23 protein-coding genes are annotated in these 23869 nt (G+C 70.0%); all 23 read left to right on the top strand.

The features are described 5' to 3' along the window. Position 1: 1 nt before the first annotated feature. On the top strand, positions 2-2041 hold the full coding sequence (nuoL, locus tag VFW66_01930; protein ID HEX5385438.1) for an NADH-quinone oxidoreductase subunit L: 2040 nt from the start codon (positions 2-4) through the stop codon (positions 2039-2041). A gap of 3 nt (positions 2042-2044) precedes the next feature. After that, a complete protein-coding gene (locus VFW66_01925) occupies positions 2045-3607 on the top strand; it encodes an NADH-quinone oxidoreductase subunit M (GenBank protein ID HEX5385437.1) in 1563 nt (520 codons plus the stop codon). Next, the gene (locus tag VFW66_01920; GenBank protein ID HEX5385436.1) at positions 3604-5085 is read left to right on the top strand and encodes an NADH-quinone oxidoreductase subunit N; all 1482 of its coding nucleotides are present in this window, start codon (positions 3604-3606) and stop codon (positions 5083-5085) included. The genes VFW66_01925 and VFW66_01920 overlap by 4 nt, the downstream gene beginning before the upstream one ends. A gap of 60 nt (positions 5086-5145) precedes the next feature. Then, positions 5146-6519 carry a phosphomannomutase/phosphoglucomutase gene (locus VFW66_01915; GenBank protein ID HEX5385435.1) on the top strand — a complete coding sequence of 458 codons (1374 nt, stop codon included), beginning with the start codon at positions 5146-5148 and terminating at the stop codon, positions 6517-6519. 3 nt (positions 6520-6522) lie between these two features. Continuing rightward, positions 6523-9054 carry a UPF0182 family protein gene (locus VFW66_01910; protein ID HEX5385434.1) on the top strand — a complete coding sequence of 844 codons (2532 nt, stop codon included), beginning with the start codon at positions 6523-6525 and terminating at the stop codon, positions 9052-9054. A gap of 105 nt (positions 9055-9159) precedes the next feature. Further along, a complete protein-coding gene (locus VFW66_01905) occupies positions 9160-10104 on the top strand; it encodes a carbamate kinase (GenBank protein ID HEX5385433.1) in 945 nt (314 codons plus the stop codon). 7 nt (positions 10105-10111) lie between these two features. Beyond that, positions 10112-11251, top strand: coding sequence for an ADP-forming succinate--CoA ligase subunit beta (sucC, locus tag VFW66_01900; GenBank protein ID HEX5385432.1), 1140 nt, complete (start codon positions 10112-10114; stop codon positions 11249-11251). After that, entirely contained in the window at positions 11248-12120 is an 873-nt protein-coding gene (gene sucD / locus VFW66_01895; GenBank protein HEX5385431.1) for a succinate--CoA ligase subunit alpha, read from the top strand. Before sucC ends, sucD begins: the two co-directional genes overlap by 4 nt. Beyond that, entirely contained in the window at positions 12117-13055 is a 939-nt protein-coding gene (locus VFW66_01890; GenBank protein HEX5385430.1) for a CBS domain-containing protein, read from the top strand. The genes sucD and VFW66_01890 overlap by 4 nt, the downstream gene beginning before the upstream one ends. Before the next feature lie 58 nt (positions 13056-13113). Then, positions 13114-13551: a nucleoside-diphosphate kinase gene (gene ndk / locus VFW66_01885; GenBank protein HEX5385429.1), complete on the top strand. Its 438-nt coding sequence runs from the start codon at positions 13114-13116 to the stop codon at positions 13549-13551. Between the two features lie 102 nt (positions 13552-13653). Beyond that, a complete protein-coding gene (locus VFW66_01880) occupies positions 13654-14121 on the top strand; it encodes a DUF177 domain-containing protein (GenBank protein HEX5385428.1) in 468 nt (155 codons plus the stop codon). Positions 14122-14152: 31 nt separating this feature from the next. Further along, positions 14153-14335 (top strand): 50S ribosomal protein L32, encoded by a 183-nt coding sequence (gene rpmF / locus VFW66_01875; protein ID HEX5385427.1) that lies wholly within the window; start codon positions 14153-14155, stop codon positions 14333-14335. Positions 14336-14337: 2 nt separating this feature from the next. Beyond that, positions 14338-15366 (top strand): phosphate acyltransferase PlsX, encoded by a 1029-nt coding sequence (gene plsX / locus VFW66_01870; GenBank protein ID HEX5385426.1) that lies wholly within the window; start codon positions 14338-14340, stop codon positions 15364-15366. Next, the gene (locus VFW66_01865) at positions 15363-16352 is read left to right on the top strand and encodes a beta-ketoacyl-ACP synthase III (GenBank protein HEX5385425.1); all 990 of its coding nucleotides are present in this window, start codon (positions 15363-15365) and stop codon (positions 16350-16352) included. The genes plsX and VFW66_01865 overlap by 4 nt, the downstream gene beginning before the upstream one ends. After that, positions 16346-17335, top strand: coding sequence for an ACP S-malonyltransferase (gene fabD, locus VFW66_01860; protein ID HEX5385424.1), 990 nt, complete (start codon positions 16346-16348; stop codon positions 17333-17335). Before VFW66_01865 ends, fabD begins: the two co-directional genes overlap by 7 nt. After that, positions 17332-18072: a 3-oxoacyl-[acyl-carrier-protein] reductase gene (fabG, locus tag VFW66_01855; GenBank protein ID HEX5385423.1), complete on the top strand. Its 741-nt coding sequence runs from the start codon at positions 17332-17334 to the stop codon at positions 18070-18072. The genes fabD and fabG overlap by 4 nt, the downstream gene beginning before the upstream one ends. 43 nt (positions 18073-18115) lie before the next feature. After that, positions 18116-18355, top strand: coding sequence for an acyl carrier protein (locus VFW66_01850; GenBank protein HEX5385422.1), 240 nt, complete (start codon positions 18116-18118; stop codon positions 18353-18355). 13 nt (positions 18356-18368) lie between these two features. Further along, a complete protein-coding gene (fabF, locus tag VFW66_01845; GenBank protein ID HEX5385421.1) occupies positions 18369-19622 on the top strand; it encodes a beta-ketoacyl-ACP synthase II in 1254 nt (417 codons plus the stop codon). Between the two features lie 28 nt (positions 19623-19650). Next, entirely contained in the window at positions 19651-20229 is a 579-nt protein-coding gene (locus VFW66_01840; GenBank protein HEX5385420.1) for a cysteine dioxygenase family protein, read from the top strand. Positions 20230-20234: 5 nt separating this feature from the next. Then, the gene (mqnE, locus tag VFW66_01835; protein HEX5385419.1) at positions 20235-21446 is read left to right on the top strand and encodes an aminofutalosine synthase MqnE; all 1212 of its coding nucleotides are present in this window, start codon (positions 20235-20237) and stop codon (positions 21444-21446) included. Next, entirely contained in the window at positions 21443-22264 is an 822-nt protein-coding gene (locus VFW66_01830; GenBank protein ID HEX5385418.1) for a menaquinone biosynthesis protein, read from the top strand. Before mqnE ends, VFW66_01830 begins: the two co-directional genes overlap by 4 nt. Before the next feature lie 12 nt (positions 22265-22276). Further along, positions 22277-23320, top strand: coding sequence for a cyclic dehypoxanthinyl futalosine synthase (mqnC, locus tag VFW66_01825; protein HEX5385417.1), 1044 nt, complete (start codon positions 22277-22279; stop codon positions 23318-23320). Further along, positions 23317-23820, top strand: coding sequence for a 2-C-methyl-D-erythritol 2,4-cyclodiphosphate synthase (gene ispF / locus VFW66_01820; protein ID HEX5385416.1), 504 nt, complete (start codon positions 23317-23319; stop codon positions 23818-23820). The genes mqnC and ispF overlap by 4 nt, the downstream gene beginning before the upstream one ends. The last annotated feature ends 49 nt before the right edge of the window (positions 23821-23869 follow it).

Here is a 23869-nt window from a genome sequence, read left to right as displayed (position 1 = left end):
GATGCAGGATTCGCTCGCCATTGCCGGCACCCTTGCGCCCCATGGCGCCGTGAGCCTCGTGTGGCTGACGGTGGCGCTCCCGCTCGCGGGCTTTCTCGCGAACGGCTTGATCGCCATCGCGGGCGCGCGGGCGGAGGCGCGGGGACGCGCGCCGGGAGCCGGCGCCATGCGGCTCGTCTCGGTCATCGGCCCGGGGGTGCTGCTGGCCGCCTTCGCCGTGGCCGCAGCGGTCTTTGCCCAGCTGCGTGCGGCGCCCCCCGAGTGGCCCTACCTCGTGTCAATCTGGCGCTGGCTCGACGTGGGGTCGCTCCAGATCGAGCTGGCGTTGCAGGTGGACCAGCTCTCGACCGTCATGCTGCTCATCGTGACCGGCGTCGGGAGCCTCATCCACCTCTTCAGCGTGGGCTACATGCGCGAGGACCCGGGCTACGCGCGTTTCTTCGCGTATCTCAATTTGTTCGTCGTGTTCATGCTGCTGCTGGTGCTGGGGTCGAGCATGCCGGTGCTCTTCATTGGGTGGGAGGGCGTCGGGCTCTGCTCCTACCTGTTGATCGGCTTCTGGTTCACCGACCAGGCCAATGCCGACGCGGGGAAGAAGGCGTTCCTGGTGAACCGGATCGGCGATTTCGGGTTCCTGATCGCGATGTTCCTGCTCTGGCACACCGTGGGATCGCTCGACTTTGCGCCGATGCTGGCGAAGGCGCCCGGCGTGCTCCATACGCGGATGGCCACCCTGATCTGCCTGTTCCTGCTGCTTGGCTGCGCGGGCAAGTCGGCGCAGATCCCGCTCTATGTCTGGCTGCCCGACGCGATGGCGGGCCCCACGCCGGTCTCGGCGCTGATCCACGCGGCCACGATGGTGACGGCGGGCGTGTATCTCGTGACCCGCGCGGGTGTGCTCTTTGCGCTCTCGCCCGCGGCGAGCATGGTGACCGCCGGCATCGGGGCGGTCACCGCGCTCTTTGCGGCGACGATCGCGCTCCGGCAGTACGACATCAAAAAGGTGCTGGCCTACTCCACCGTCTCGCAGCTCGGCTACATGTTCCTCGCCGTGGGCGCGGGGGCGTACACGGCGGGAATCTTTCATCTCGTGACCCACGCCTTCTTCAAGGCGCTCCTCTTTCTCGGCGCGGGGAGCGTGATCCACGCGATGCACCACGCGTATCATGCGACGCACTCGCACGAGGACGCGCAGGACATGCGCAACATGGGCGGGCTCGCGCGCTATCTGCCGGCCACCGCGGGCCTCATGCTCGTCGCCACGCTCGCCATCGCGGGGATTCCGCCGTTCTCGGGCTTCTTCTCGAAGGACGCCATCCTGTCGGCCGCCTTTGCCCGGGGCGCGGAGCAGCCGGTCTGGTACCTGTTCTACGTGCTCGGTCTCGCCGCCGCGCTCCTGACCGCGTTCTACATGGCGCGGCTCATGACGATGACCTTTGCCGGCGAGAACCGGACCGGCGCGGCCGAACGGACCAATCTGCACGAGGCGCCGCCGATCATGACGGGGCCGCTCGTCATCTTGGGCGTGCTGAGCCTCGTGGGGGGGTTCATCGACGTGCCGGCGTTCCTGGGCGGTGGAGAGCGGCTGGAGCACTGGCTCGAGCCCGTGACGGGCGCCGCGCTCCGCATCCGCCCCCTCCCGCTGCCCGCCGGCCACGCCGAGTCCCTGCTGGTCGCCACCGCGGTAGTGGTCGGCGTGCTCGGGCTCATTGCCGGATACGTCCGCACCCGCGGCATCCGCATCCTCCCGGCCCGCGAGGCGCCGCCGGACGTCGGGTTTGCGCGCGTGCTCTACCACAAGTACTACGTGGACGAGATCTACCGGGCGCTCATCGTACGGCCCACGGTCTGGTTCTCCAGGTGGGTGCTCTGGCGCACGGTGGACCAGGCGCTGGTGGACGGCCTCGGCGTCACCGGTGCGGTGCAGGTCTCGCGCAGCCTCGGCTGGCTCGGGAGCCGCCTGCAGAACGGCCAGCTCGGCTTCTACGCGGTCCTCTTCGTCCTGGGCGCCGTCCTGGTGCTGGGCACCATCGTGCGGTAACCGATGCACGCCTTTCTCGATTCGATCGGCTACAGCCGCTGGATCCTCCAGGTCCTCCTGGTGACGCCGCTCGTCGGCATGGTGCTGGTCGTGGTATCCCGGTCCGCATGGGCGCGGGTGGTGGCGCTCTGCGTCGGGCTGTTCGAGTTCGTCATCTCGCTCGGGCTCTGGTGGGCCTTCGATCCGTCGAACGGCGGCATGCAGTTCGTCACCCGCGTGGACTGGCTCCCGCAGTGGGGCGTGAGCTACTACGTGGGCCTCGACGGTTTGTCGATCTTCATGGTGCTGCTCTCGACCGCGATGATGCCGCTGCTCGTGTGGGGGAGCTGGCACCAGATCGACTTCAAGCAGCGCGGCTTCTACGCGCTGCTCCTGGCGCTCAAGGTCGGGATGATCGGCGTCTTCGTCTCGCTCGACCTCTTCCTCTTCTACTGCTTCTGGGAGCTGCTGCTGGTGCCGATGTACTTCATCATCGGCATCTGGGGCAGCACGCGGCGGCTCTACGCGTCGGAGAAGTTCTTCATCTACACCTTCTCGGGGTCGCTCCTCATGCTGGTGGCGATCATCGCGATGGTGTGGACCGTGGGCCAGGGGACCGGCACCTACTCGTTCGCGTACGACTACCTGCTGGCGCACAAGGATCTGCTGGGCGACAAGGCGCCGTGGCTCTTCGCCGCGTTCGCGCTCGCCTTCGCGGTCAAGGTACCGGTCTTCCCCTTCCATACCTGGCTGCCCGACGCGCACGGCGAGGCGCCCACCGCGGGAAGCGTGGACCTGGCGGTGATCCTGCTCAAGATGGGGACGTACGGGTTCCTACGATTCGCGGTCCCGTTCTTCACGGCATTTGCGCTGAGCCCCACGGTGTCCAACGTCGTGGTGGTGCTCGCGGTCATCGGCATCGTGTACGGCGCGCTCGTCTCGATGGTGCAGCCCGACTTGAAGCGCGTGGTTGCGTATTCCTCCGTGAGCCACCTCGGCTTCGTCATGCTCGGCATCTGGGCCGGCACCGTCCAGAGCGTCCAGGGGGCGATCATGGTCATGATCGCGCACGGGATTTCGACCGGCGCGCTCTTCTTCCTGGTGGGTATGCTCTACGAGCGCCGGCACACCCGCATGATCGCGGACTTCGGTGGCCTCGCGCGGGTGGCGCCGCTCCTCGCGGCGGCCTTCACCGTCACCGCCTTCGCTGCGATCGGCCTGCCGGGTCTCAACGGCTTCATCGGTGAATTCCTGGTGCTGCTCGGGAGCTTCGGCCGCTTCCCCTGGGCCACGGGCTTTGCCACCACCGTGGTGATCTTTGCCGCCGCCTACCTGCTCTGGGCGGTGCAGCGCGTCTTCTTCAACCGGCTCAGCAATCCGGAGAACGAGAAGGTGCGGGACTTGAACCTGCGCGAGCTGGCGGTGATGATCCCGCTCATCGCCGCCATGGTGTGGATGGGCATCTACCCGCGCCCGATTCTGCGCCGCACCGAGGCGGCCAGCATCCGTTACGTCGAAACCGTCCGCCCCCACGTGCCTCCGGCGGTGCTCGGCGTGCCGGGCCAGACCATCGAGGCGCGCCGATGAGGCCCCTCGACCTCCGCGTGCCGCTCGACGCGCTGATCGGACTGCTGCCGGAGGTCCTCCTCACCGCGTGGGTGCTCCTCATGCTGCTCGTGGTGGCGTGGCGGCATGACACGGAGGAGGACGTGCACCTCGCCGGGTGGCTCGCCTTCGTCGGCATCCTGGTCGCAAGCGCGGCGCTCGGCGTGATGGCGCTCGGCGGCGCGCATTCGGCCGGCGCGCCCTTCATGGTCGCGGTGGACGATTACCGCTTCGGCGGGGCGGCGGTGATCCTGCTCTCCTCGGCCGCGACCATTCTTCTCTCGCTCCGCTATCTCGACCGCCAGCGCCTGCTCGCGCCAGAGTACTACGTGCTCGTGCTGCTCGCCACGATCGGCATGCTGCTGCTCGCGGCCGCGGAAGACCTGATCGTGACCTTCCTCGGCCTCGAGGTCATGTCGGTTGCAGTGTACGTGCTCGCGGGCTTTGACCGCTTTCGCCGCTCGTCGGCCGAGGCGGCGCTCAAGTACTTCCTGATCGGGGCATTCGCCTCGGCGTTCCTGCTGTACGGCATCGCGCTCGTCTTCGGTGCCACCGGGGCCACGAATCTCACCGAGATCGGCCGGCGGCTTTCGGGTGCACCGCTCTCGCCGATGGCGGGGCTCGGGCTGGCGCTGCTCCTCGTGGGGTTCGCGTTCAAGATTTCCGCCGTGCCGTTTCACATGTGGGCGCCCGACGTGTACGACGGCGCGCCCACGCCCATCACCGGCTTCATGGCCACCGGCGTCAAGGTGGCCGCCTTTGCCGCGCTCGTCCGCACGTTGCTGCACGCCTTCCCGGAAGCGGGGTACCTCTGGCAGCCGGTGGTCGCGGCGCTCGCGATCGCCACCATCGTGCTCGCCAACACGGTGGCGCTGGCGCAGCGTTCGGTGAAGCGCCTGCTCGCCTACAGCTCCATCGCGCACGCGGGCTACACGCTCGTGGCCGTCTGGGCCGGGACGACGCTCGGCGCCGGTGCGGTGTCGTTCTACCTCCTCACCTACACCGTGACCACGCTCGCCGCCTTCGGCATCGTGGCGGCCGTCGAGCACGTCGGCTCGCGCACCGTCATGATCGAGGACCTCGAGGGGCTCTTCTCCGTGCGCCCGGGCGCGGCGCTCGCCCTCAGCATCTGCCTGCTGTCGCTGCTCGGCTTTCCCGGGACGTTCGGCTTCATCGGCAAGTGGTACCTCATCTCCGCGCCGGTGGCGGAGGGGCAGTACATTCTTCCGGTCGTGCTGGTGCTCGGGAGCCTCATCTCGGCGGGCTACTACCTGCCGATCATCATGGCGATGACGATGAAGCCCACGCGGAGCAAGGAATCGCACCGGCAGGTCACCTTCTCGTGGGCGGCGCGCGCCACGGTTGCCGTCGCGGTTGCGATCGTGGTCGTATTCGGGATCTGGCCCACGGGGCCGCTCTCCACCGTGTTGCGCAGCGCCGCGTCGCTGGCCGGTCGATAGCATCGGTGCCCGCGCCGTGCCGCTCCGGCGCGCGCACCGTCCACGCAGTCGAGGGTTCTGATGCAGGTCGCGAAATCGATTTTTCGTCAGTACGACGTCCGCGGGCTGGTCGACACGGAGCTCACGCGCGAATTCGCCCGTGCGCTGGGGCGCGCGTACGCAAGCGTCGGCTGGGAGCGGCTGGGGCGCGCGCCGCGGCTCGCGGTGGGGCGCGACAACCGGCCCTCCGGCACCGCGCTCGCCGCCGGCTTCCGCCGAGGCATTGCCGACGCGGGGGGTACGGCGGTGGATGTGGGCATGCTGCCCACGCCGGCGCTTTACTTTGCCGTCACCGCGCTCGAGACCGACGGCGGCTGCCAGGTCACCGGCTCGCACAACCCGCCCGAGTTCAACGGATTCAAGATGGTCCTGACCGGCGACGCGCTCCATGGGGACGAGATCCTCGGTCTCTGGGAGATCATCATGGCCGAGCGGTGGCGGAGCGGCACGGGTCAGGAGACGAGCGACGGCTCGGTCCTCGGGCGCTACAGGGAGGCGATTCTGAGCCGCAACTCGGTATCCCGGCCGGTGCGCGCGGTGGTGGACTGCGGCAATGGCGTCGGCAGCGTGATCGCCGTGGCGACGTTGCAGGCGCTCGGCGCGGAGGTCACGGGCCTCTTCTGCGAGTCGGACGGCAGCTTCCCGAATCACCATCCCGATCCGACGGTAGTCGAGAACCTGCGCGACCTCCAGGCCGCCGTCCGCCGCACCGGCGCCGAGCTGGGCATCGCCTTCGACGGCGATGCCGACCGGATCGGCGCGGTGGACGAGCACGGCACCGTGATCTTCGGCGACCAGTTACTCGTGCTCTTCGGCCGGGACGCAGTGCGGCGCTTCGGCCGCGGCATACCGGTAATCTTCGACGTGAAGTGTTCGGAAGTGCTGCCGCAGGCGCTCGAGCGCGCGGGCGCCGAGCCGGTGATGTGGAAGACCGGGCATTCGCTCATCAAGGCCAAGATGAAGGAGATGCACGCGCCGCTCGCGGGCGAGATGAGCGGCCACATGTTTTTCGGCGGGGACTATCTCGGCTTTGATGACGCGCTCTTTGCCGCAGCCCGGCTGCTCGGCATCGTAGCCGCGGGCTCCTCGTTCGGCCTGGCGGCGTTGCTCGCGGATCTGCCGAGGACCTTCGCGACGCCCGAAATCCGGGTCGAGTGCCCCGAGGATCTCAAGTTCGAGATCGCCGAGCGCGCAGTGCGGCACTTCGGCGCGCGGTACCCGGTGAATACGATCGACGGCGTGCGGATGACGTTTCCCCACGGCTGGGGATTGATCCGCTCGTCCAACACCCAGCCCGTGCTCGTGCTCAGGTTCGAGGCCACGAGCCCCGAGGCGCTCGACGCCTACCGCGGCGAGGTGATGGACTGGCTCGCCGCGCAGGGCGTGACCGCGTAACCGGTGCCCTCGCGCGGGCGGCGGCTCGCCCCCGCATTTGCGGCCGCTGGCGCCGTGCTCTTTGCCGGCCACTGGACCGCCGGCGTGCTCGCCGACCGCTGGTGGGCGGAAGGCATCTCGCCGGCCGCGGTCACGTTTCTCACCGGCTGGCACGTCCTTCAGCTCACGCTCGGCTTCGGCGGCGTGCTCATCGCGAGCGCGTGGTTCGTGGGCCACCTGCTCGTCGTGTACCGAGCCATCGGCTCCGTGCAGATCTCCCGCCGCGTCGCAAACCTCGAGATCCGCGAAGCGCTCACCGCCGAAACCCTGCTCACCGGCACGGTCATCGGCGGCCTTCTGCTCGGTCTCATTACCGGCATTGCCGCGTCGCACTGGGCGGCGGAGGTGGCGCTCGCGTGGCACGGGCTCTCGTTCGGCTTTGCCGAGCCACTGCTGGGCCACGATCCGGGCCTCTACGTCGCTCAGCTGCCGCTCTGGCGCTCGCTCCACGGGTTCTTCCTGCTGCTCGCGGTGCTGGCACTGGTGGTGTGCGTTGGCCTCTATGGCGTGGTCGGCGCGATCCGCTGGGTGGAGGGACGCCCCGCGATCAACGACCATGCGCGGGCGCACGTGGGATGGCTTCTGGTCGCCCTGGCATTGGCACTCGCCTGGGGCTACATGCTCGAGCCCTACGAGCTCGTGGCCGGCCGGGGCGGGGTGCCCGATCGGGCCACGGCCGATCTCGTAACGGTGATCGCGCCGGTGCTCACCGGCACCGCCCTCATGGTGGCACTCGTCTCAGCCGTGTGGGCGGCGCGGCCGAGGCACGCGCTCGTGGCGGCGGGCTGGCTCGTGCTCGTGCTCGCCTCGCTCGCGGGCCACTATATCCTGCCCGCGCTCGACGGCGATGCGCCCTCGCCCGCGCTGGATCCCGCGCTTACGCGGGAGCTGTCGTCGCTCGCTTTCGGCCTCGCCGCGCTGAGCGACACCGCCAACGGCCATCTGCTCCGCGACACATCGCCGCCCAGGCTCGCGCCGCTTTGGGATGCCCACGCCGCGCGCGCCGCGGCACCCGACTCGCTCGATGCCGCCTCGGTGAGTCCCGCCGTCCTCGAGCTGAACGGCGTCCGCCGCCCGACCTGGCTCGCGGTGCAGGGCCATGGGAGCGGCACGATCACGCTCACCGCCATGGCGGCGGATACCGCGAGCGCGGTGGGCGATCCCCTCTGGTATCGCGCCGGAGACGCTCACGCGTACCCCGTCCCGCAGACCGTAATGGAGCTGGCCGACGCGCCGGTGCGTCCTGGCGCGCCCGCGTGGAGTATCGAGACCGACGGCCGCGGGCGCGGCGCGGCCATCGACTCCTGGCCCCGCCGCGTGATGCTCGCGTGGGCGCTGCAGATCGGGCGGTTGCTCGGTGACGTGCCCGCCGGCGCGCGGCTCGTCTGGCGGCTCACGCCGGCCGAGCGGCTCGATGCGCTCCTGCCCGTGGCGACATGGAGCGTGCCGATCGCGCGTATTCTCGAAGGCAGGCTCGTCTGGATCAGCGATGGTTACGTGAGCAGCGGCACTTTCCCGCTGGTGGAGCGCGTGCCGTGGCGGGGCGAAGGCGCGAGCGCGGTGCGCGCGGGCTTCATTGGCGTCGTCTGGGCCGAGACCGGCGATACCAAGCTCTATCTCCGACGCGAGCGGGATCCCGATCCGCTGGCGGAAGCCTGGGCCTCGATCGCGGCCGGCGTGGTGCGTCCGGCGAGCGAGCTGCCCGATGAGCTGCCCGAGCGACTTCCGTATCCCGCGGCGCAGTTCCGTGTGCAGTCGATCGCGCTGGAGCGCGCTCCGTGGAGCCTCGGTGTGCTGAGCGGCCGGCCCGCGAGCGGAACGCTGGGCGGCGAGCCGCGCATCGCCGAGCCGGGGTGGGCGCCCGATACGTCGGACGTCCGCCGGGTCGCGATCTTCGAGCGTCCGGCGGGCCGGCGGGTGAGCGCGGTGGTCGCGGGTGCAGTACGGGGCGGCATGCCGATCCTCGAGGTCATGCGCACAGACTCGAACGACGCGCTTCCAGCGCCGCGCGTACTCGATGCCACCTGGACGCGGTTTCCGTCGTACGAGCGCCTGGCCGATTCGGTCCGGACGAGCGGCGCCCGTGGCGATAGCATCACGCCCGGTGCGCTCACGCTCTGGCGCGACGGCGGCACGCTCGGCGCGTACCGCCCCTATTACGCGCCCCGTCCGGGCGGCGGCGGGCCCGCGCTCGTCTGGGTGAGCGTGTGGAAGGGCGAGCGGCGCGGCGCCGGGCGCACACTTCCGGCGGCCTGGGACAACTTGCAAGGCGCCTCCGCCCCGCTGCCGCCCGCGGTGCCCGCCGCGGAGCTCGAGGCCGCGCGACGCTGGGTTCGCCTCGCCGACAGCGCGCTCCGCACCGGCGACTGGGCTGAGTTCGGCCGCGCGTTCGACGCGCTGCGCCGCACCCTCGGTGCTTCGCCCGACTCGACGGCCCTCCGCGACTCCGTCCCGCCGCGCGACTCCTTCACGCCGCGCGATTCGGCCGTGCCGTGAGCGGCGCCCGCGCTCGTCTGCACGCCGTGCGCGGCTTCGCATTCCGCTTGCCCGGTCTCCGGGCCCGGGCTAGGTTGCACCCGCCTTGATCCCGGCAGGAGGCGCATGAGGACGGCGGTGCTGGCGCTTGGCGGCAACGCGCTCGCCCGGGCCGGAGAGCGGGCGACGATCACCAACCAGTTCCGCCACGCTCGCGAAAGCGTCGCCCCGATCGTGCAGCTCGCGCGCGAGGGATGGGGCATCGCGATCGTCCACGGAAACGGCCCGCAGGTCGGCGACGAGCTGGCGCGCAACGAGCGCGCCCGTGACCGCATCGAGCCGCTGCCGCTCGGCGTGCTGGTGGCGGGCACGGCCGGCTGGATCGGTTACATGCTGCAGCAGTCCCTTCAGAACGGTCTCCGGAGCGCGCGGGTGGATCGTCCGGTCGTAACGCTCATCACCCAGACCGTGGTGGACCGCTACGACCCCATGCTCGGCTGCCCCACGAAACCGATCGGGCACGCGCTGGCGGAGCCGTACGCGGCCGAGCTCGCGGAAGCCGGACTCGCCGTGGGCCGCGACGGTGCCGGCGCATGGCGCCGGCTCGCAGCGAGCCCGCGGCCGCTCGGCGTGGTCGAGTTTCCGCTGGTGAAGCGGCTGGTCGACGACGGAGTAGTGGTCATCGCCGCGGGCGGCGGCGGACCGCCGATCTACGACGATCCGCTGCTCGGGCACGAGGGCCTCGACGCCGTGGTCGACAAGGATCGGGTGGCCGCCATCCTCGCGCGTCAACTCTCGGCCGAGGTGTTGATGATCCTGACCGACGTGGACGCGGTGTACGAGGGCTGGCGGACGCCGGCCGCGCGCCCGCTCCGCCGCCTCACGCCGGACGAGGCGGCGGCCTTCGTCGAAGCCGGCGGAGCGAATGCCGGCGGCATGCGGCCCAAGCTCGAGGCCGCGGCGGAATTCGCGCGAGGCGGCGGACGCGCCATCATCGCGCGTCTCGCCGAGGGCCCCGCCGCGCTCCGCGGCGAGACCGGCACTACCATCGTGTCCGCCCCGGCAACGTGAGGACGGCGTGAACATTCACGAGTACCAGGCCCGTGCGCTGCTCAAGGCCCAGGGCATCCCGATGCTCGACGGCGACGTCGCCACCACGCCCACCGAAGCGGAGGCCATTGCGCGGCGGCTTGGACGCACCGTGGTCATCAAGGCACAGGTGCACGCCGGCGGGCGCGGCAAGGCGGGTGGCGTGCGGCTCGCGCGCAATCCTTCCGAAGCGCTCGATTGCGCCGCCGACATACTGGGCATGCGGATCAAGGGCCTCGAGGTCCAGAAGATTCTCGTCGTGCCTGCGGCCGAAATCGCGACCGAGAGCTACGTCGCCCTCATCATGGACCGCGAGAGCCAGAAGCCGGTCTTCATGGTGAGCCCGGCCGGCGGCGTCGACATCGAGGACGTGGCGGCGCGCGCGCCGGAGAAGATCACCCGGCTCGCGGTGGACCCCGCCTACGGGCTCTTTCCTCACCAGGCGCTGGCACTCGCCTTTGCGCTCTTTCGCGACTTCACCCAGGTGAAGGCCGCGGCGCGCATCCTGGAGCAGCTCTACGCGGCGTTCGTCGCCAACGGCTGCTCGCTCGCCGAGATCAATCCGCTCGCCACGACGCCCGAGGGGCGTGTGCTGGCGCTCGACGCCAAGATCATCATCGACGACAACGAACTGTTCTGGCGCCCCGACCTGGGCGTGCTGCGCGACGACACGGCCGAGGAGCCGAGCGAGGCGGCGGCCCGGCGCGCCAACTTGTCGTTCATCAAGCTCGACGGGGACGTCGGGTGCGTGGTAAACGGCGCCGGGCTCGCGATGGCGACGATGGACCTGGTCAAGTACTACGGCGGCGAGCCGGCCAACTTTCTCGACATCGGCGGCAGCTCGAGCCCGGAGAAGGTCATCGCGGCGCTCCGGATCATCACCGCCGATCCGAGGGTGAAGGCAATCCTCTTCAACATCTTCGGCGGGATCACCCGCACGGACGACGTGGCCAACGGCATCGTCGCGGCAACACGCCAGTTCAAGGTGCGGGTGCCGATCGTCATCCGGCTCACCGGCACCAACGAAGCCGAGGCGATCCGCATTCTGAACGAGGTGGGGATGACGGCGCTGAGCGACATGGACGAGGCGGTGCGGCGCGCGGTCGCGCTGGCGCGGGAGGCGGCGTGAGCATTTTTGTAAACGGCGGCACCCGCCTGCTGGTGCAGGGTATCACCGGGCGCGAGGGATCGTTCCACGCGCGCCACATGATCGAGTACGGGACGAGCGTCGTGGCCGGCGTCACGCCGGGGAAGGGCGGGCAGCGCTTCGAGGGCAGCGTGCCGGTCTTCAACACCGTGGCGGAGGCGGTGCGCGAGACGGCCGCGAACACGGCCGTCATCTACGTTCCGCCGATGGCGGCGGCAAGCGCCATCTACGAGGCGGCGGATGCCGGCATTCCGCTCGTCGTTTGCATCACCGAAGGCGTGCCCGTAATGCACATGAGCCGCGTGATGCCGTTTCTCGCCCGGCACGGTGTGCGGCTCATCGGGCCCAATTGCCCCGGGCTCATCAGCCCGGCGGCGCGCGCCAAGGTGGGCATTATTCCGGGCAATATCTGCGCGCCGGGCCGGGTGGGCGTCATCTCGCGGAGCGGCACGCTCACCTACGAGGTGGTGAACCATCTCACCCGCGCCGGGATCGGTCAGAGCACCTGCGTCGGCGTCGGTGGCGACCCGATCATCGGCACCGACTTCATCGCCTGCCTCCAGGCCTTCGAGGCAGACCCCGAGACCGATGTGATCGTGCTGATCGGTGAGATCGGCGGCACCGACGAGCAGCACGCGGCGCGTTACGTGAAGGAGCGGATCTCGAAACCGGTGATCGGTTTCATCGCGGGGCAGACGGCGCCCAAGGGGCGGCGGATGGGACATGCGGGGGCGATCATCTCCGGCTCCTCCGGCACGGCGGAGGAAAAGCTGGGCGCGTTCGCGGACGCGGGGCTCGGCATCATGCGGCGGCCGGCGGACGTGGTCGAGCTGGTCCGGGCACGCATGTGAACGCATTTCGGCGGCTCACCGACCTCCTGAGCCCGCGGCGGGTGGTGGTTCCACTCGCCGCCGCCACCTGGGCCGAGGGCATCGACGCGCTGCTTTCCGCGTGCGTCGCGGACGGTTGCGTGAGGGACGCGGCACGCCTTGCGGAGGTGGTGCGCGAGGCGTGGCCGGCGGACACCATGCACCTCGGCCCGAATGCGTTCCTTGCGCACTTCCGCACGGACGCGGTGGACGAGGTCGTCGTGGCGCTCGGGGTGGCACCGGCACCCCTGATGCCGGCGCGGAGCGCCGGTGCCTCGCCGCGGTCGCGATTCGCCGCCGCCTCGTCGGAAGCGGCCGGCGCGCGGATCATGCTGCTCGTGGTGGCGCCGGCGGCCCAGGCTGCAGAGTACTTGCAGACGGTAGCGGCCTTCGCACGGGCGCTCTCGCGCCCCGAAATCGTGACTGGGCTCCACGCGGCGAGCGGCCCGGATGCCGTGCTCGCGCTGCCGGCGCTGCGCGACGTGCGGCTCGAGGGGCAATTGCTGGTGGGGGACATTCTCCCTCCCGAATCGCTTGCCGTGGCTCCGGACACGCCGCTCGACGAAGCGGCCCGGCTCCTCCTCGCGCACGGCGTGGATGCGGTGCCCGTGGTGAGCTCGGCCCGCGAGGTGCTGGGCCTCCTCTCGACGCGTGACCTGCTCCGCGTACTGGGGCCGGCCTACGTGCAGCGGATGCAGACCGGCGAGACTGCGGGCCAGCGGCCGGGCGCCGCGCCCGCCCGCGCCGTCCGCGATGCGATGGCGCGCACGGTGCTCTGCGTCTCCGAGGATCAGACGGTCGCCGAGGCGGCGACGCTCCTCGCCAACAAGGACGTGAGCGGCGTGCCGGTGGTACGCGACGGGGCGCTCCGCGGGTTCCTCACCCGCAGCGACATCGTGCGCCGCCTCCTCGGCTGACGCGGAGCGAATCGAAGGTACCGCGCACCACGTTCACCCCAACACCCGGACCGCACCCATGCCCGACACGCCGACCCTGACGCTCGCCATCATCAAGCCCGATGCCGTCCAGCGCGGCAAGGCGGGCCTCATCCTGGCCCACCTGGAGCGCGAGGGCTTCGTGCTCCGCGCCGCGCGCCTCGTCCGCCTCACCCCCGCCGAGGCCGGCGCCTTCTACGCCATCCATCGCGGCCGCCCGTTCTACAACGATCTGGTTTCCTTCATGACGAGCGGCCCCTGCTTGCCAATGGCTCTGGAGCGCGCCGACGCCGTGTCCCATCTCCGCACGGTGATCGGCGCTACCGACCCCGCCGAGGCCGCCGAGGGCACCGTCCGAAAGGTCTACGCCGAATCCAAGGGCCGAAACGTCATCCACGCCTCCGACAGCCCCGACAACGCCGCCCGCGAGGTTGCCTTCTTCTTCACCGAGGCCACCCTCGCGCGCCTTGCCGGCTGAATTTCGCTTACCGTCCCTGCCGCCCTTACCGCCTCTCCCGGCTTTCTCTACCGCCTCTCGCTCCCTTGTCCCAAGTCGTTACCCCTACTACAATAAGCGGCTATGCTTCGAGTCGACCTTCGCGATCTCCGACGCGGTCCGGTGGAGACCGTGGGGCGCCTCGAGCCGGACGATCCCGCGTTCGAGGGGCTCGATCTCGGGCTCACGGGGCCGGCGGCGGTCGAAGGGCGCATCCAGGCGACGGGTCCCGGCGAATACTTCTGGCGTGGCAGGGTGGAGGGCGACGTGCGGGCGAGCTGCCGCCGCTGCCTCGTCGACGTGCCGCAGCACATCGACACCGAGCTGAACGCGCTCTTCAGCGACGATCCCGACGCGGCCGACGACCCGAGCGTCTATCCGCTGCCACCCGACGCCACGGCCATCGACCTGGCCACCGTCGTACGCGAGGAGCTGGCGCTCGCCGTATCGCCCTATCCGCTCTGCCGGGAAGATTGCGCGGGCCTCTGCCCGCGGTGCGGGGCCGATCGCAATGCCGGTGCGTGCCAGTGCGCGCCGGCCGAACCAGCGTAGCACCACTTCACCGCACTCCGCTGAGGCATTCATGGCCGTCCCGAAGCGACGCACGTCCAAATCCCGCAAGCGCCTGCGCCGCGGGCACCACACCGCAGCGACCGTCAGGACCCAGGCCTGTCCGCGCTGCAGCTCGCCCAAGCTGCCGCACCGGGTCTGCGATACTTGCGGCTACTACGGGGGCGTGAAGCGGGTCGAGGTCGAGGACGCCTGAGCGTGATCCGCGTCGCGGTGGACGCGATGGGCGGCGATCATGCCCCGGCGGCGGAGGTCGCGGGCGTCCTCGCGGCGCTCGCCGAGTACGGCTCGGCCGGCTCGCCCGCATTCACCGCCCAGCTCGTGGGGCGGCGCGACGTCATCGAAGCTGAGCTCGCGCGCCACCCGGGCGCGGATCGTTCGCACATCGAGCTCCACGACGCGCCCGACGTGATCGGCATGGGCGAGAAGCCGCTCGCGGCCGTGCGCAAGAAGCCGCTCTCGAGCATCGTGGTGGGGCTCAAACTGCAGGCCGCCGGCAGATCCGACGCGTTTCTTTCAGCGGGCAACACCGGCGCGGTGCTCGCCGCCTCCACGCTCATTCTTGGCCTGCACGAAGGCGTGGAACGAGCGACGGCGGCATCCGCCTTTCCCACCGAGAGCCGCCCCGTCATCGTGCTCGACGCCGGCGCCAACGTCGACTGCTCCGCCCGCGAGCTGGTGAACTTCGCCCGCCTGGGCACCGTCTACGTGCGCGACATCTTCGACCGGCCCAATCCCACCGTGGGCCTGCTCAATGTGGGCGAGGAAGAGGAGAAGGGCAACGCGACGGCCCGCGAAGCGCACCAGTTGCTCAAGCGCACGCCGGGCCTCAATTACATCGGCAACATCGAGGGCCGGGACATCCTGCCCGGCCACCCGGTCCACGGGCCCGTCGACGTGATCGTGTGCGACGGCTTCGTCGGCAACATCGTCCTCAAGTTCTACGAGTCGGCGGCCAAGCTGCTGGTGGGCATCATGCGGCGCGAGGCGCCCGAGGTGCTCACGCGGGAGGACTTCGGCCGGGTGCTCACGTTCCTCGACTACACCGAGTACGGTGGCGCGCCCCTGCTCGGCGTCAAAGGCATCGCCGTCATGTGCCACGGCGCCTCGAATGCCAACGCGATCAAGAATGCGATCCGGGTCACCGTACACTCGGTCGAGCGCCGCCTCGACGAGCACATCGGCGCCCAGTTCGCGCGGCAGGACGCCGCAGCGGCCCGCGCATGATGGCCCGCCCCATCGCGGAAATTGCGGGGCTGGGCGTCGCGGTGCCCGCCCGCACCGTCACCAATCACGACCTCTCCCGCACGCTCGACACCACGGACCAGTGGATCGTCGAGCGCACCGGCATCCGTGAGCGGCGCATCGCGGCGCCGGAGGAAACGCTCGCCTCGCTCTGCCGCACCGCCACGACCGGCGCCACGAACGAGGCAGGCATTACCGCCGCGGACCTCGACACCATCATCCTCGCCACCGTCTCACCCGACCGCCGGATGCCGGGCACCGCGTGCGACCTGCAGGCGCTCATCGGCGCGGAGTCGGCCGCGGCATTCGACATTCACGCCGCGTGCCCGGGCTTCATCTACGCGCTTGCGGTGGGCGAAGGACTCATCGCGACGGGGCAGGGCCGGAACGTGCTCACGCTCGGCGCGGAGCGGCTCTCGACGGTGGTGGATTGGCAGGACCGCTCGACCGCGGTGCTCTTCGGCGACGGCGCAGGCGCGGTCGTGCTCCAGCCGGCGCGCGGCGACCGGGGCATCCTCTCGACGTTTCTGCGCACCGACGGGCGGCTCGCAAATCTGCTGTACATCCCCGGCGGCGCGGGCTGCGAGCCGATCAGCGAGCAGGTCATCCGCGACCGCTCGCAGTTCATGAAGATGGCCGGGCGCGAGGTGTTCAAGGCGGCGGTCCACGCGATGGCGGAGGCGACCGACGAAGCGCTCCGCCGCGCCTGCGTCACCGCCGACGAGATCGACCTTTTCGTCCCGCACCAGGCCAACATCCGCATCATCGAGGCGACGGCCAGGCACGCCGGCGTTCCGATGGACAAGGTGATGGTGAATCTCGACCGTTACGGCAACACGTCGGCGGCATCGATTCCGCTGGCGCTCGATCAGGCATTGAAGGAGGGGCGGGTGTCGCGCGGCTCGCTGCTCCTCTTCGTTGCGTTCGGAGCCGGGTTCACCTGGGGGAGCGCCGTCGTCCGGTGGTGACGGTCCTCATGTGCCCCGGCCAGGGCGCGCAACGCGTCGGCATGGGGAAAGATCTGGCCGAGCGCTTTCCCGCCGCGCGCGACGCATTCGCCGCAGTGGACGAGGCGCTTGGCGCGCGGCTCTCGCGCCTCATGTGGGAGGGCCCGGAAGAGGAGCTCACCCGCACCGATAACGCGCAGCCCGCCATCCTCGCGCACTCGTGCGCCGTGCTCGCCGTCCTGGGCGATCGGCTGGGCGACGTGCGCGCCGCGGCCGGTCACAGTCTGGGGGAGTACAGCGCGCACGTGGCCGCCGGCACGCTCACGCTGCCGGACGCGGCGCGCCTCGTGCGCCGCCGCGGCGAGCTCATGTACGCGGCCGGCGTCGAGCGCCCCGGCGCCATGGCCGCTGTGCTCGGCCTTGCCACGGCGGAGGTCGAGGCGGCGTGTCGGGAAGCATCATCCGGCGGTCGGGTGGCCGTCGCAGCCAACCTCAACACGCCGGAGCAAACCGTCATCTCGGGCGATCCCGAGGCGGTGACCCGCGCAGGCGAACGGTGCAGGGCGCGAGGCGCCAAGCGGGTCACGCCGCTCAAGGTGAGCGGCGCATTTCACTCGCCGCTCATGCAACCCGCGCTCGACGGGCTCGGCGCGGCGCTCGCCGAGGTTTTGTTCCGCGATCCGTGCGCGCCGGTCATCGCCAACGCGACCGCCGAGCCGGTACACACGGGCGCGGCGGCCTCCGCGCGGTTACAGGAGCAGCTCACCGCACCGGTGCGCTGGGTGGAATGCATGCAGGCTGCGCATCGCCTGGCGCCCGGCGCGAGCTTTGTCGAGGTTGGTCCTGGCAACGTGCTGGCCGGGTTGCTCAAGCGCATCGTGCCGGAGGCCCGGGCCGTGAGCCTCGGCACCGCGGCCGAGGTCGAGCGCTTTCTCGCGGGCCCTGCCGGCACGGCGGCATCAGCGGCCGGAGGCCGCGGCGGCCGGGAGCCCGCGGGCGCGTGACTGCGGTGGATCTCGGCGGCAAGGTCGCGCTCATCACTGGCGGGACCCGCGGCATCGGCCGCTCGATCGCCGAGGAGCTGCACGCGGCGGGGGCGCGTGTGGCCCTCACCGGGCGTGACCTGGCGCGCGCCGAAGCCGCCGCCGCCGTACTTGGCGAGGGCGCCGCGGGCTTCGCATGCGAGGTCACCGACGCGGCGCAGGTGGATGCGGTCGTTGCCGCGGCGGAGCGCGCCCTGGGCCCGCTCGACATCGTGGTGAACAATGCCGGCATAACCCGCGATCAGCTCCTGCTCCGGATGAGCGAGGACGAGTGGGATTCGGTGCTCGATACCAATCTCAAGGGCGCGTTCCTCGTCACCAAGGCGGCGACGCGTGGCATGCTCAAGCGCCGCGCCGGACGCGTCGTGAACGTCTCGAGCATCGTCGGCCTCATGGGCAACAAGGGGCAGGCCAATTACGCGGCGAGCAAGGCGGGGCTCGTGGGCTTCACCCGGTCGGTGGCACGGGAGTACGCCAGCCGCAATATCCTGGTGAATTGCGTGGCCCCCGGGTTCATCGAAACCGACATGACCGATGCCTTGCCGGTCGAAGCGAAGGAGTCGTTATTACAGGACATTCCGCTCGGTCGGCTGGGCCGCCCCGAAGATATCGCCGGGGCCGTGCTCTTTCTGGTCTCGGACCTGGCGCGTTACATCACCGGGCAGGTGCTGATCGTGGACGGCGGGATGGCGATGTGATCGGGTCGTGGAGGGCGGACCTTTAATCTGGGACGAGGACGACATGAGCGACGTGGACGAAAAGGTCAAGGACATCATCGTCGAGGAGCTGGGGGTGGAGCGCGAGAAACTGACCCCCGAGGCGAGCTTCATGGAGGACCTCGGCGCCGACAGCCTGGACACGGTCGAGCTCGTGATGGCCTTCGAGAAGGAATTCGACATCGACATCCCCGACGAAGAGGCGGAAAAACTCCGCACCGTGGGCGATGCGATGACGTATCTTCACCAGAAGATCGGGAAGTAGCTTGGGTGCACCCGTGGGCACTGCGGTCGCCACTCGGCGGGTCGTCGTCACCGGCTTAGGGCTCGTCACTCCCGTCGGCAACGACGTCGACTCCACCTGGTCCGCGCTCGTGGCGGGCAAGTCCGGTGCGGCGCCGATCACCAAGTTCGATCCCGCCAGGCTGCAGGTCCGCTTCGCCTGCGAGGTGAAGGGCTTCGACGCCTCCCGCTACATGGACAGGAAGGAGGCGCGGCGCTACGACCTCTTCGCGCAGTTCGCGCTCGCGGCCACGCACCAGGCCGTGAGCCGGGCCGGGCTCGAGGGGAGATTTCCGGCGACGCGCACCGGCGTCATCATCGGCAGCGGGATCGGCGGGATGCAGACTTACGAGGACAACTGCAGCGCCTATCTTCTCAAGGGCCCCGACCGCGTCTCGCCATTCTTCGTTCCGATGTACATCCCCAACATCGCTGCCGGGCTCGTCGCCATCCGCTACGGGCTCAAGGGCCCGAACTTCTGCACCGTGTCGGCCTGCGCGTCGTCGGCGCACGCCATCGGCGAGGCGTACCGGCTGGTGCAGCACGGCAAGGTGGACGTGATGATCGCGGGTGGCGCCGAGGCCGCCATCACCGGGCTCACGGTGGCGGGGTTCCAGAACATGAAGGCGCTCTCCACCCGCAACGATTCGCCCGAGACGGCGAGCCGCCCCTTCGACCGCGACCGCGACGGCTTCGTATTGGGCGACGGCGCCGCGTCAATCATACTCGAGAGCCTGGAGCACGCCGAGGCGCGGGGCGCCACGATTCTGGGGGAGGTGCTGGGCTACGGAATGAGCGACGACGCGTTCCATATGGCCCAACCGCCCGAGGGCGGTGCCGGCGCCCGCCAGTCCATGGCCGATTGCCTCGCCGACGGCGCCATTGACCCCGCGGACGTCGACTACATCAACGCCCACGGCACTTCGACCCCGCAAGGCGACGTGGCGGAAACCCAGGCGGTGAAGTCGCTCTTCGGGCCGCGTGCCCGCCAGCTCGTATTCGCCTCCACCAAATCGATGACCGGGCACCTGCTCGGCGGCGCGGGCGCGCTCGAGTTTGCCGTATCGCTCCTCGTGGCGCGCTGCGGGGTCATTCCTCCGACCATCAACCAATTCCACCCTGACCCCGAGTGCGATCTCGACTCCGCCCCGAACCAGAAAGTGGAACGGCCGGTCAACGTGGCGCTCTCGAACTCGTTCGGCTTCGGCGGGCACAACGTGACGCTGGCCGTGCGCGGCTGGCGCGGGTAGCATCGCGCTCGAACGCAAGGAGGGTCGCATGACATCCACCGTACCATCCGCCGCCGTCGAGCAGTTGATCCATCGCCTCGATGATGCCGTGGCCGTGCGCGACGACGCGGGCCGCTGCCGCCGGGTGAAGCAGGTGTTGATCGACGTGATGCACGCGGGCGAGGCGCTGCTCGACGCGCGCTTTCTCGTGCCCGCGCCCGATCGCTATGCGCGCCGGCTGCTCCATCGCGATCCGGCGGGCCGCTACACGGTGATCGCCATGGTCTGGGACCGGAGCCAGGGCACGCCGCTTCACGACCACGCCGGCACGTGGTGCGTGGAGTGCGTCTATCGCGGGCGCATCAAGGTCACGTCATACTCGGTGAGCGGCGGCGATCCCGAGCTGGATCTGGTCGAGTTCCGGCAGGAAACCGTCGTGCTCGCGGGCAGGGGCGAGGCGGGGGCGCTCATTCCGCCGTTCGAGTATCACCGCATCGAGAATCCGGACCGGGCGCCCGCGGTGACGATCCACGTGTACGGTGGGGAGATGACCTACTGCCACGTTTTCGAGCCGAGCGGTGAGGGCCGCTACCGGCGGGAATTCCGCGAGCTGCACTACACGGCGTAGATACGATGTCCCGCGCACCCGACCTCGGCCGCCTCGCCGATCCCGCGCTCCGCCCGATCGGCGAGAAGGTGCTCGGTGGCCAGCGGCTCGAGGCTGCCGACGGGCTCACGCTCTACGCCACGGCGGACCTGCTGGGTCTCGGCGCGCTGGCCGACGCGGCCAACCGACGCGTCAACGGCGACCGCGTCTTCTTCAGCGCCAACCAGCACATCAATCCGACCAACGTCTGCGTCCTGCGCAACACCTGCGTCTTCTGCTCGTTCGCGCGGCTGCCGAAGGAAGCGGGAGCCTACACCCGCTCGCTCGACGACGTGTTCGCCGAGGCGGAGCAGGCGCGCGGCGCGCCGACGCGGGAGTTCCACATCGTGGGCGGGCTGCACCCCAAGCTCCGCCTTTCGTATTACACGGACATGATCCGCGGCCTCAAGGAGCGCCACCCCGAGGTGCACGTGAAGGCGCTCACCGCCGTCGAAATCGCGCACCTCGCGCGGATCGAGCGGTCGAGCGTGCGCGAGGTGCTGGTGGCGCTCAAGGAGGCCGGCCTCACGAGCCTCCCGGGCGGTGGCGCCGAAGTGTTCAGCACCGCGGTCCGCGCCACGATCGCCGAGCGGAAACTCACCGGCGAGGAGTGGATCATGGTGCATCGCACCGCGCACGCGCTAGGCCTCCCGACCAACTGCACCATGCTCTACGGTCACGTGGAGACGGCGGCGGACCGGATCGAGCACCTGAGCATGCTGCGCGCATTGCAGGACGAGACCGGCGGGTTTCTCACCTACATTCCGCTCGCGTATCACCCCGACCACAACGACCTGGGCGAGGACCTGGGCCGCGTCGGCACGGCCACCACGGGCCACGAGGATCTCAAGAACATCGCGGTCGCGCGGCTTTTTCTCGACAACGTGTTGCATGTCAAGACCCACTGGCCCATGGTGACGCCGTTCCTGTCGCAGATTGCGCTCAACTTCGGGTGCGACGATGTCGAGGGCACGGTGGTGTACGAGCGGATCTATCATGAAGCCGGCGCGCGCACCGCCATGGGCCTGCCCTACCTCGAGTTGGTGCGGCTCATCCGAGGGGCGGGGCGCCGGCCCGTCGAGCGCGATAGCCTCTACCGCGTCGTGCGGGACGCCTTCGACGATCCGCCACCGCCGGAGCACCCCGACGGGCGGGCGCACCGGCGCGGCGCGGCATTGCCCGTGGTGCACGCCGCATGAGGCTCGGGCGGATTCCCTGGATCAACTGCTACCCGGTGTATGGCGCCATCGATCGCGCGCTGGTGCCGGTGCCGGCCGAGCTCGTGACCGGCACTGCGTCGGAGCTCAACGATCTGCTCGCGGCCGGCGAGCTAGACGTGAGCGTGGTGTCGGCCGTCGAGTACGCGCGGAACGCGGCGGCCTATCATCTCCTGCCCGATCTCGCCATCACCTGCGACGGGCCGGTGCACAGCGTGGCGCTCTTCAGCCGGCGGCCCGTCGCGGAGCTGTCGGACTGCACGGTGCTGCTCACGGCCTCGTCGCGCACGTCGGTGCTGCTGCTCGAATTGTTATCGCGTCACCGGTGGCACATCACACCACGGTTCGCCACCGTGCGCGCGGAGGCGGGAGACCTCGAGGCACTCGCGGGCTTTCCGCACGAGGCGGTGCTCGTAATCGGCGATGCGGCGCTGATGCTCACGGCCGAACGGCGCTATCCGATCACCGTGGACCTGGGCGCCGCGTGGCAGGAGTGGACCGGACTTCCGTTCGTGTTCGCGGTCTGGGCCGCGCGGCGGAACGCGCCGGCCGCCGAGGTGCGCCGGGTACACGAGCAGTTGCTCGAGTCGCGCGCGTGGGGGCTCGGGCATCTCGACGAGCTGGCCGCCGCGGCCGCACGGCAAACCGCAGTGCCGGAGCCCGTCTGCCGCGCCTATCTCGGCGACCTCGATTACGCGTTGAGCTACGCGCATCTGGCCGGCCTCACCGACTTCTTCCGCCGCTTGACCAGGGACGGCCTCGTGCCCGACGGCTCACTGTCCTTTATTTCAGCCGCATAAGTGCCACTCTCCATGGATGTTGTAGATCGCACTTCGAGTGAGTTCAAGGAGTACCTCGCGCTCTACGAGGACGCCGATCTATTGGAGCTCGGCCGGCTGGCCGACGAGGCGCGCCGGCGGCTCCATCCCGAGTCGGTCGTCACTTACATCATCGATCGGAACATCAACTACACCAACGTCTGCGTCGCCGATTGCGGCTTCTGCGCATTTTACCGGCGCCCCAAGCATGCCGAAGGCTACGTGCTGAGCTTCGATGAGATCGGACGCAAGATCGACGAGTGCAAGGCGATCGGCGGCGTACAGATTCTGCTGCAAGGGGGGCACAACCCGTACATTCCCTTCGAGTGGTACCTCGACCTGATGCGTTACATCAAGCGCAGCCACCCGATCCACATCCACGGCTTCTCGCCCTCGGAGATCGTCTTCTTCAGCGAGCGGTTCGCGCTCTCCGTGGCCGACGTGGTGCGCGAGCTGGCCGCGGCCGGGCTCGACAGCATTCCCGGCGGCGGCGGCGAGATCCTGGTGGACGAGGTGCGCCGGCGCGTCGCGCGCAAGAAGGCGCACACCGACGAGTGGCTCGGCGTCCAGGAGGAGGCGCATCGCCAGGGAATGCGCACCTCGGTCACGATGATGTACGGGCTGGGCGAGAGCAACGCCGACCGGATCGAGCATCTCTTTCGCGTGCGCGAAGTGCAGGCGCGCACCGGCGGATTCACCGCGTTCATCTGCTGGCCACTCCAGCCCGAGGGCACGCCGACGATGTCGCGCCAGCCCAGGACCGACGCGGTGACCTACCTGCGCACGCTCGCCATCGCGCGCATCGTGCTCGACAACGTTCCCAACATGCAGTCGTCGTGGGTCACGATGGGCCACAAGGTGGGCCAGGTGGCGCTGAGCTTCGGCGCCAACGACTACGGCAGCCTGATGATGGAAGAGAACGTCGTTTCCGCCGCCGGCACCACCTATCGTACGACGCTCGGCGAGATCGAGCGGCTCATCACGGACGCCGGCTACACGCCGAAGCGGCGGCGGCAGGACTACACGGTGTTGGTGTGAGGGAGCCGGGCCTCCCGTTCCGCATCGGACTCGGCTACGACTCCCACCGTTTCGCGCCCGGGCGTCCTCTCATTCTGGGTGGTGTCACGATTCCGCATCCGCTCGGGCTCGCCGGGCACTCGGATGCCGATGCGGTGGCGCACGCGCTGACCGACGCGATCCTGGGTGCGGCGGGTGCCGGCGACATCGGCCGCCACTTTCCCGATACCGATCCGCGCTGGAAGGACGCCGACTCGCTCGAGCTGCTGGCCCAGGCGCATGATATCGCCCGCACCCGTGGGTGGACGCTCAGGCAGGCCGACCTCACCGTGATCACCGAAGCGCCGGCGCTCGCGCCACATCTGGCGCCCATGGCGGCAGCACTCGCGGCGCGTCTCGATGTGTCGGCGGACGATATCGGCGTCAAGGCCAAGACCAACGAGGGAATGGGTTTCATCGGACGGGGCGACGGTGTCGCCGTGCTCGCCGTCGCCATGCTCGGCGCGAGGGAGGCCCGCTGATCGAGTCGCTGCTCGAGCGGCTGGCCGCACTCCCGCCGCTCGCGATCTA

Source organism: Gemmatimonadales bacterium (assembly GCA_036279355.1).
Classification (GTDB): Bacteria; Gemmatimonadota; Gemmatimonadetes; order Gemmatimonadales; family GWC2-71-9; genus DASQPE01.
Note: the sequence above shows the minus strand (reverse complement) of the source record. Positions and strands in the feature narration are given on the sequence as shown.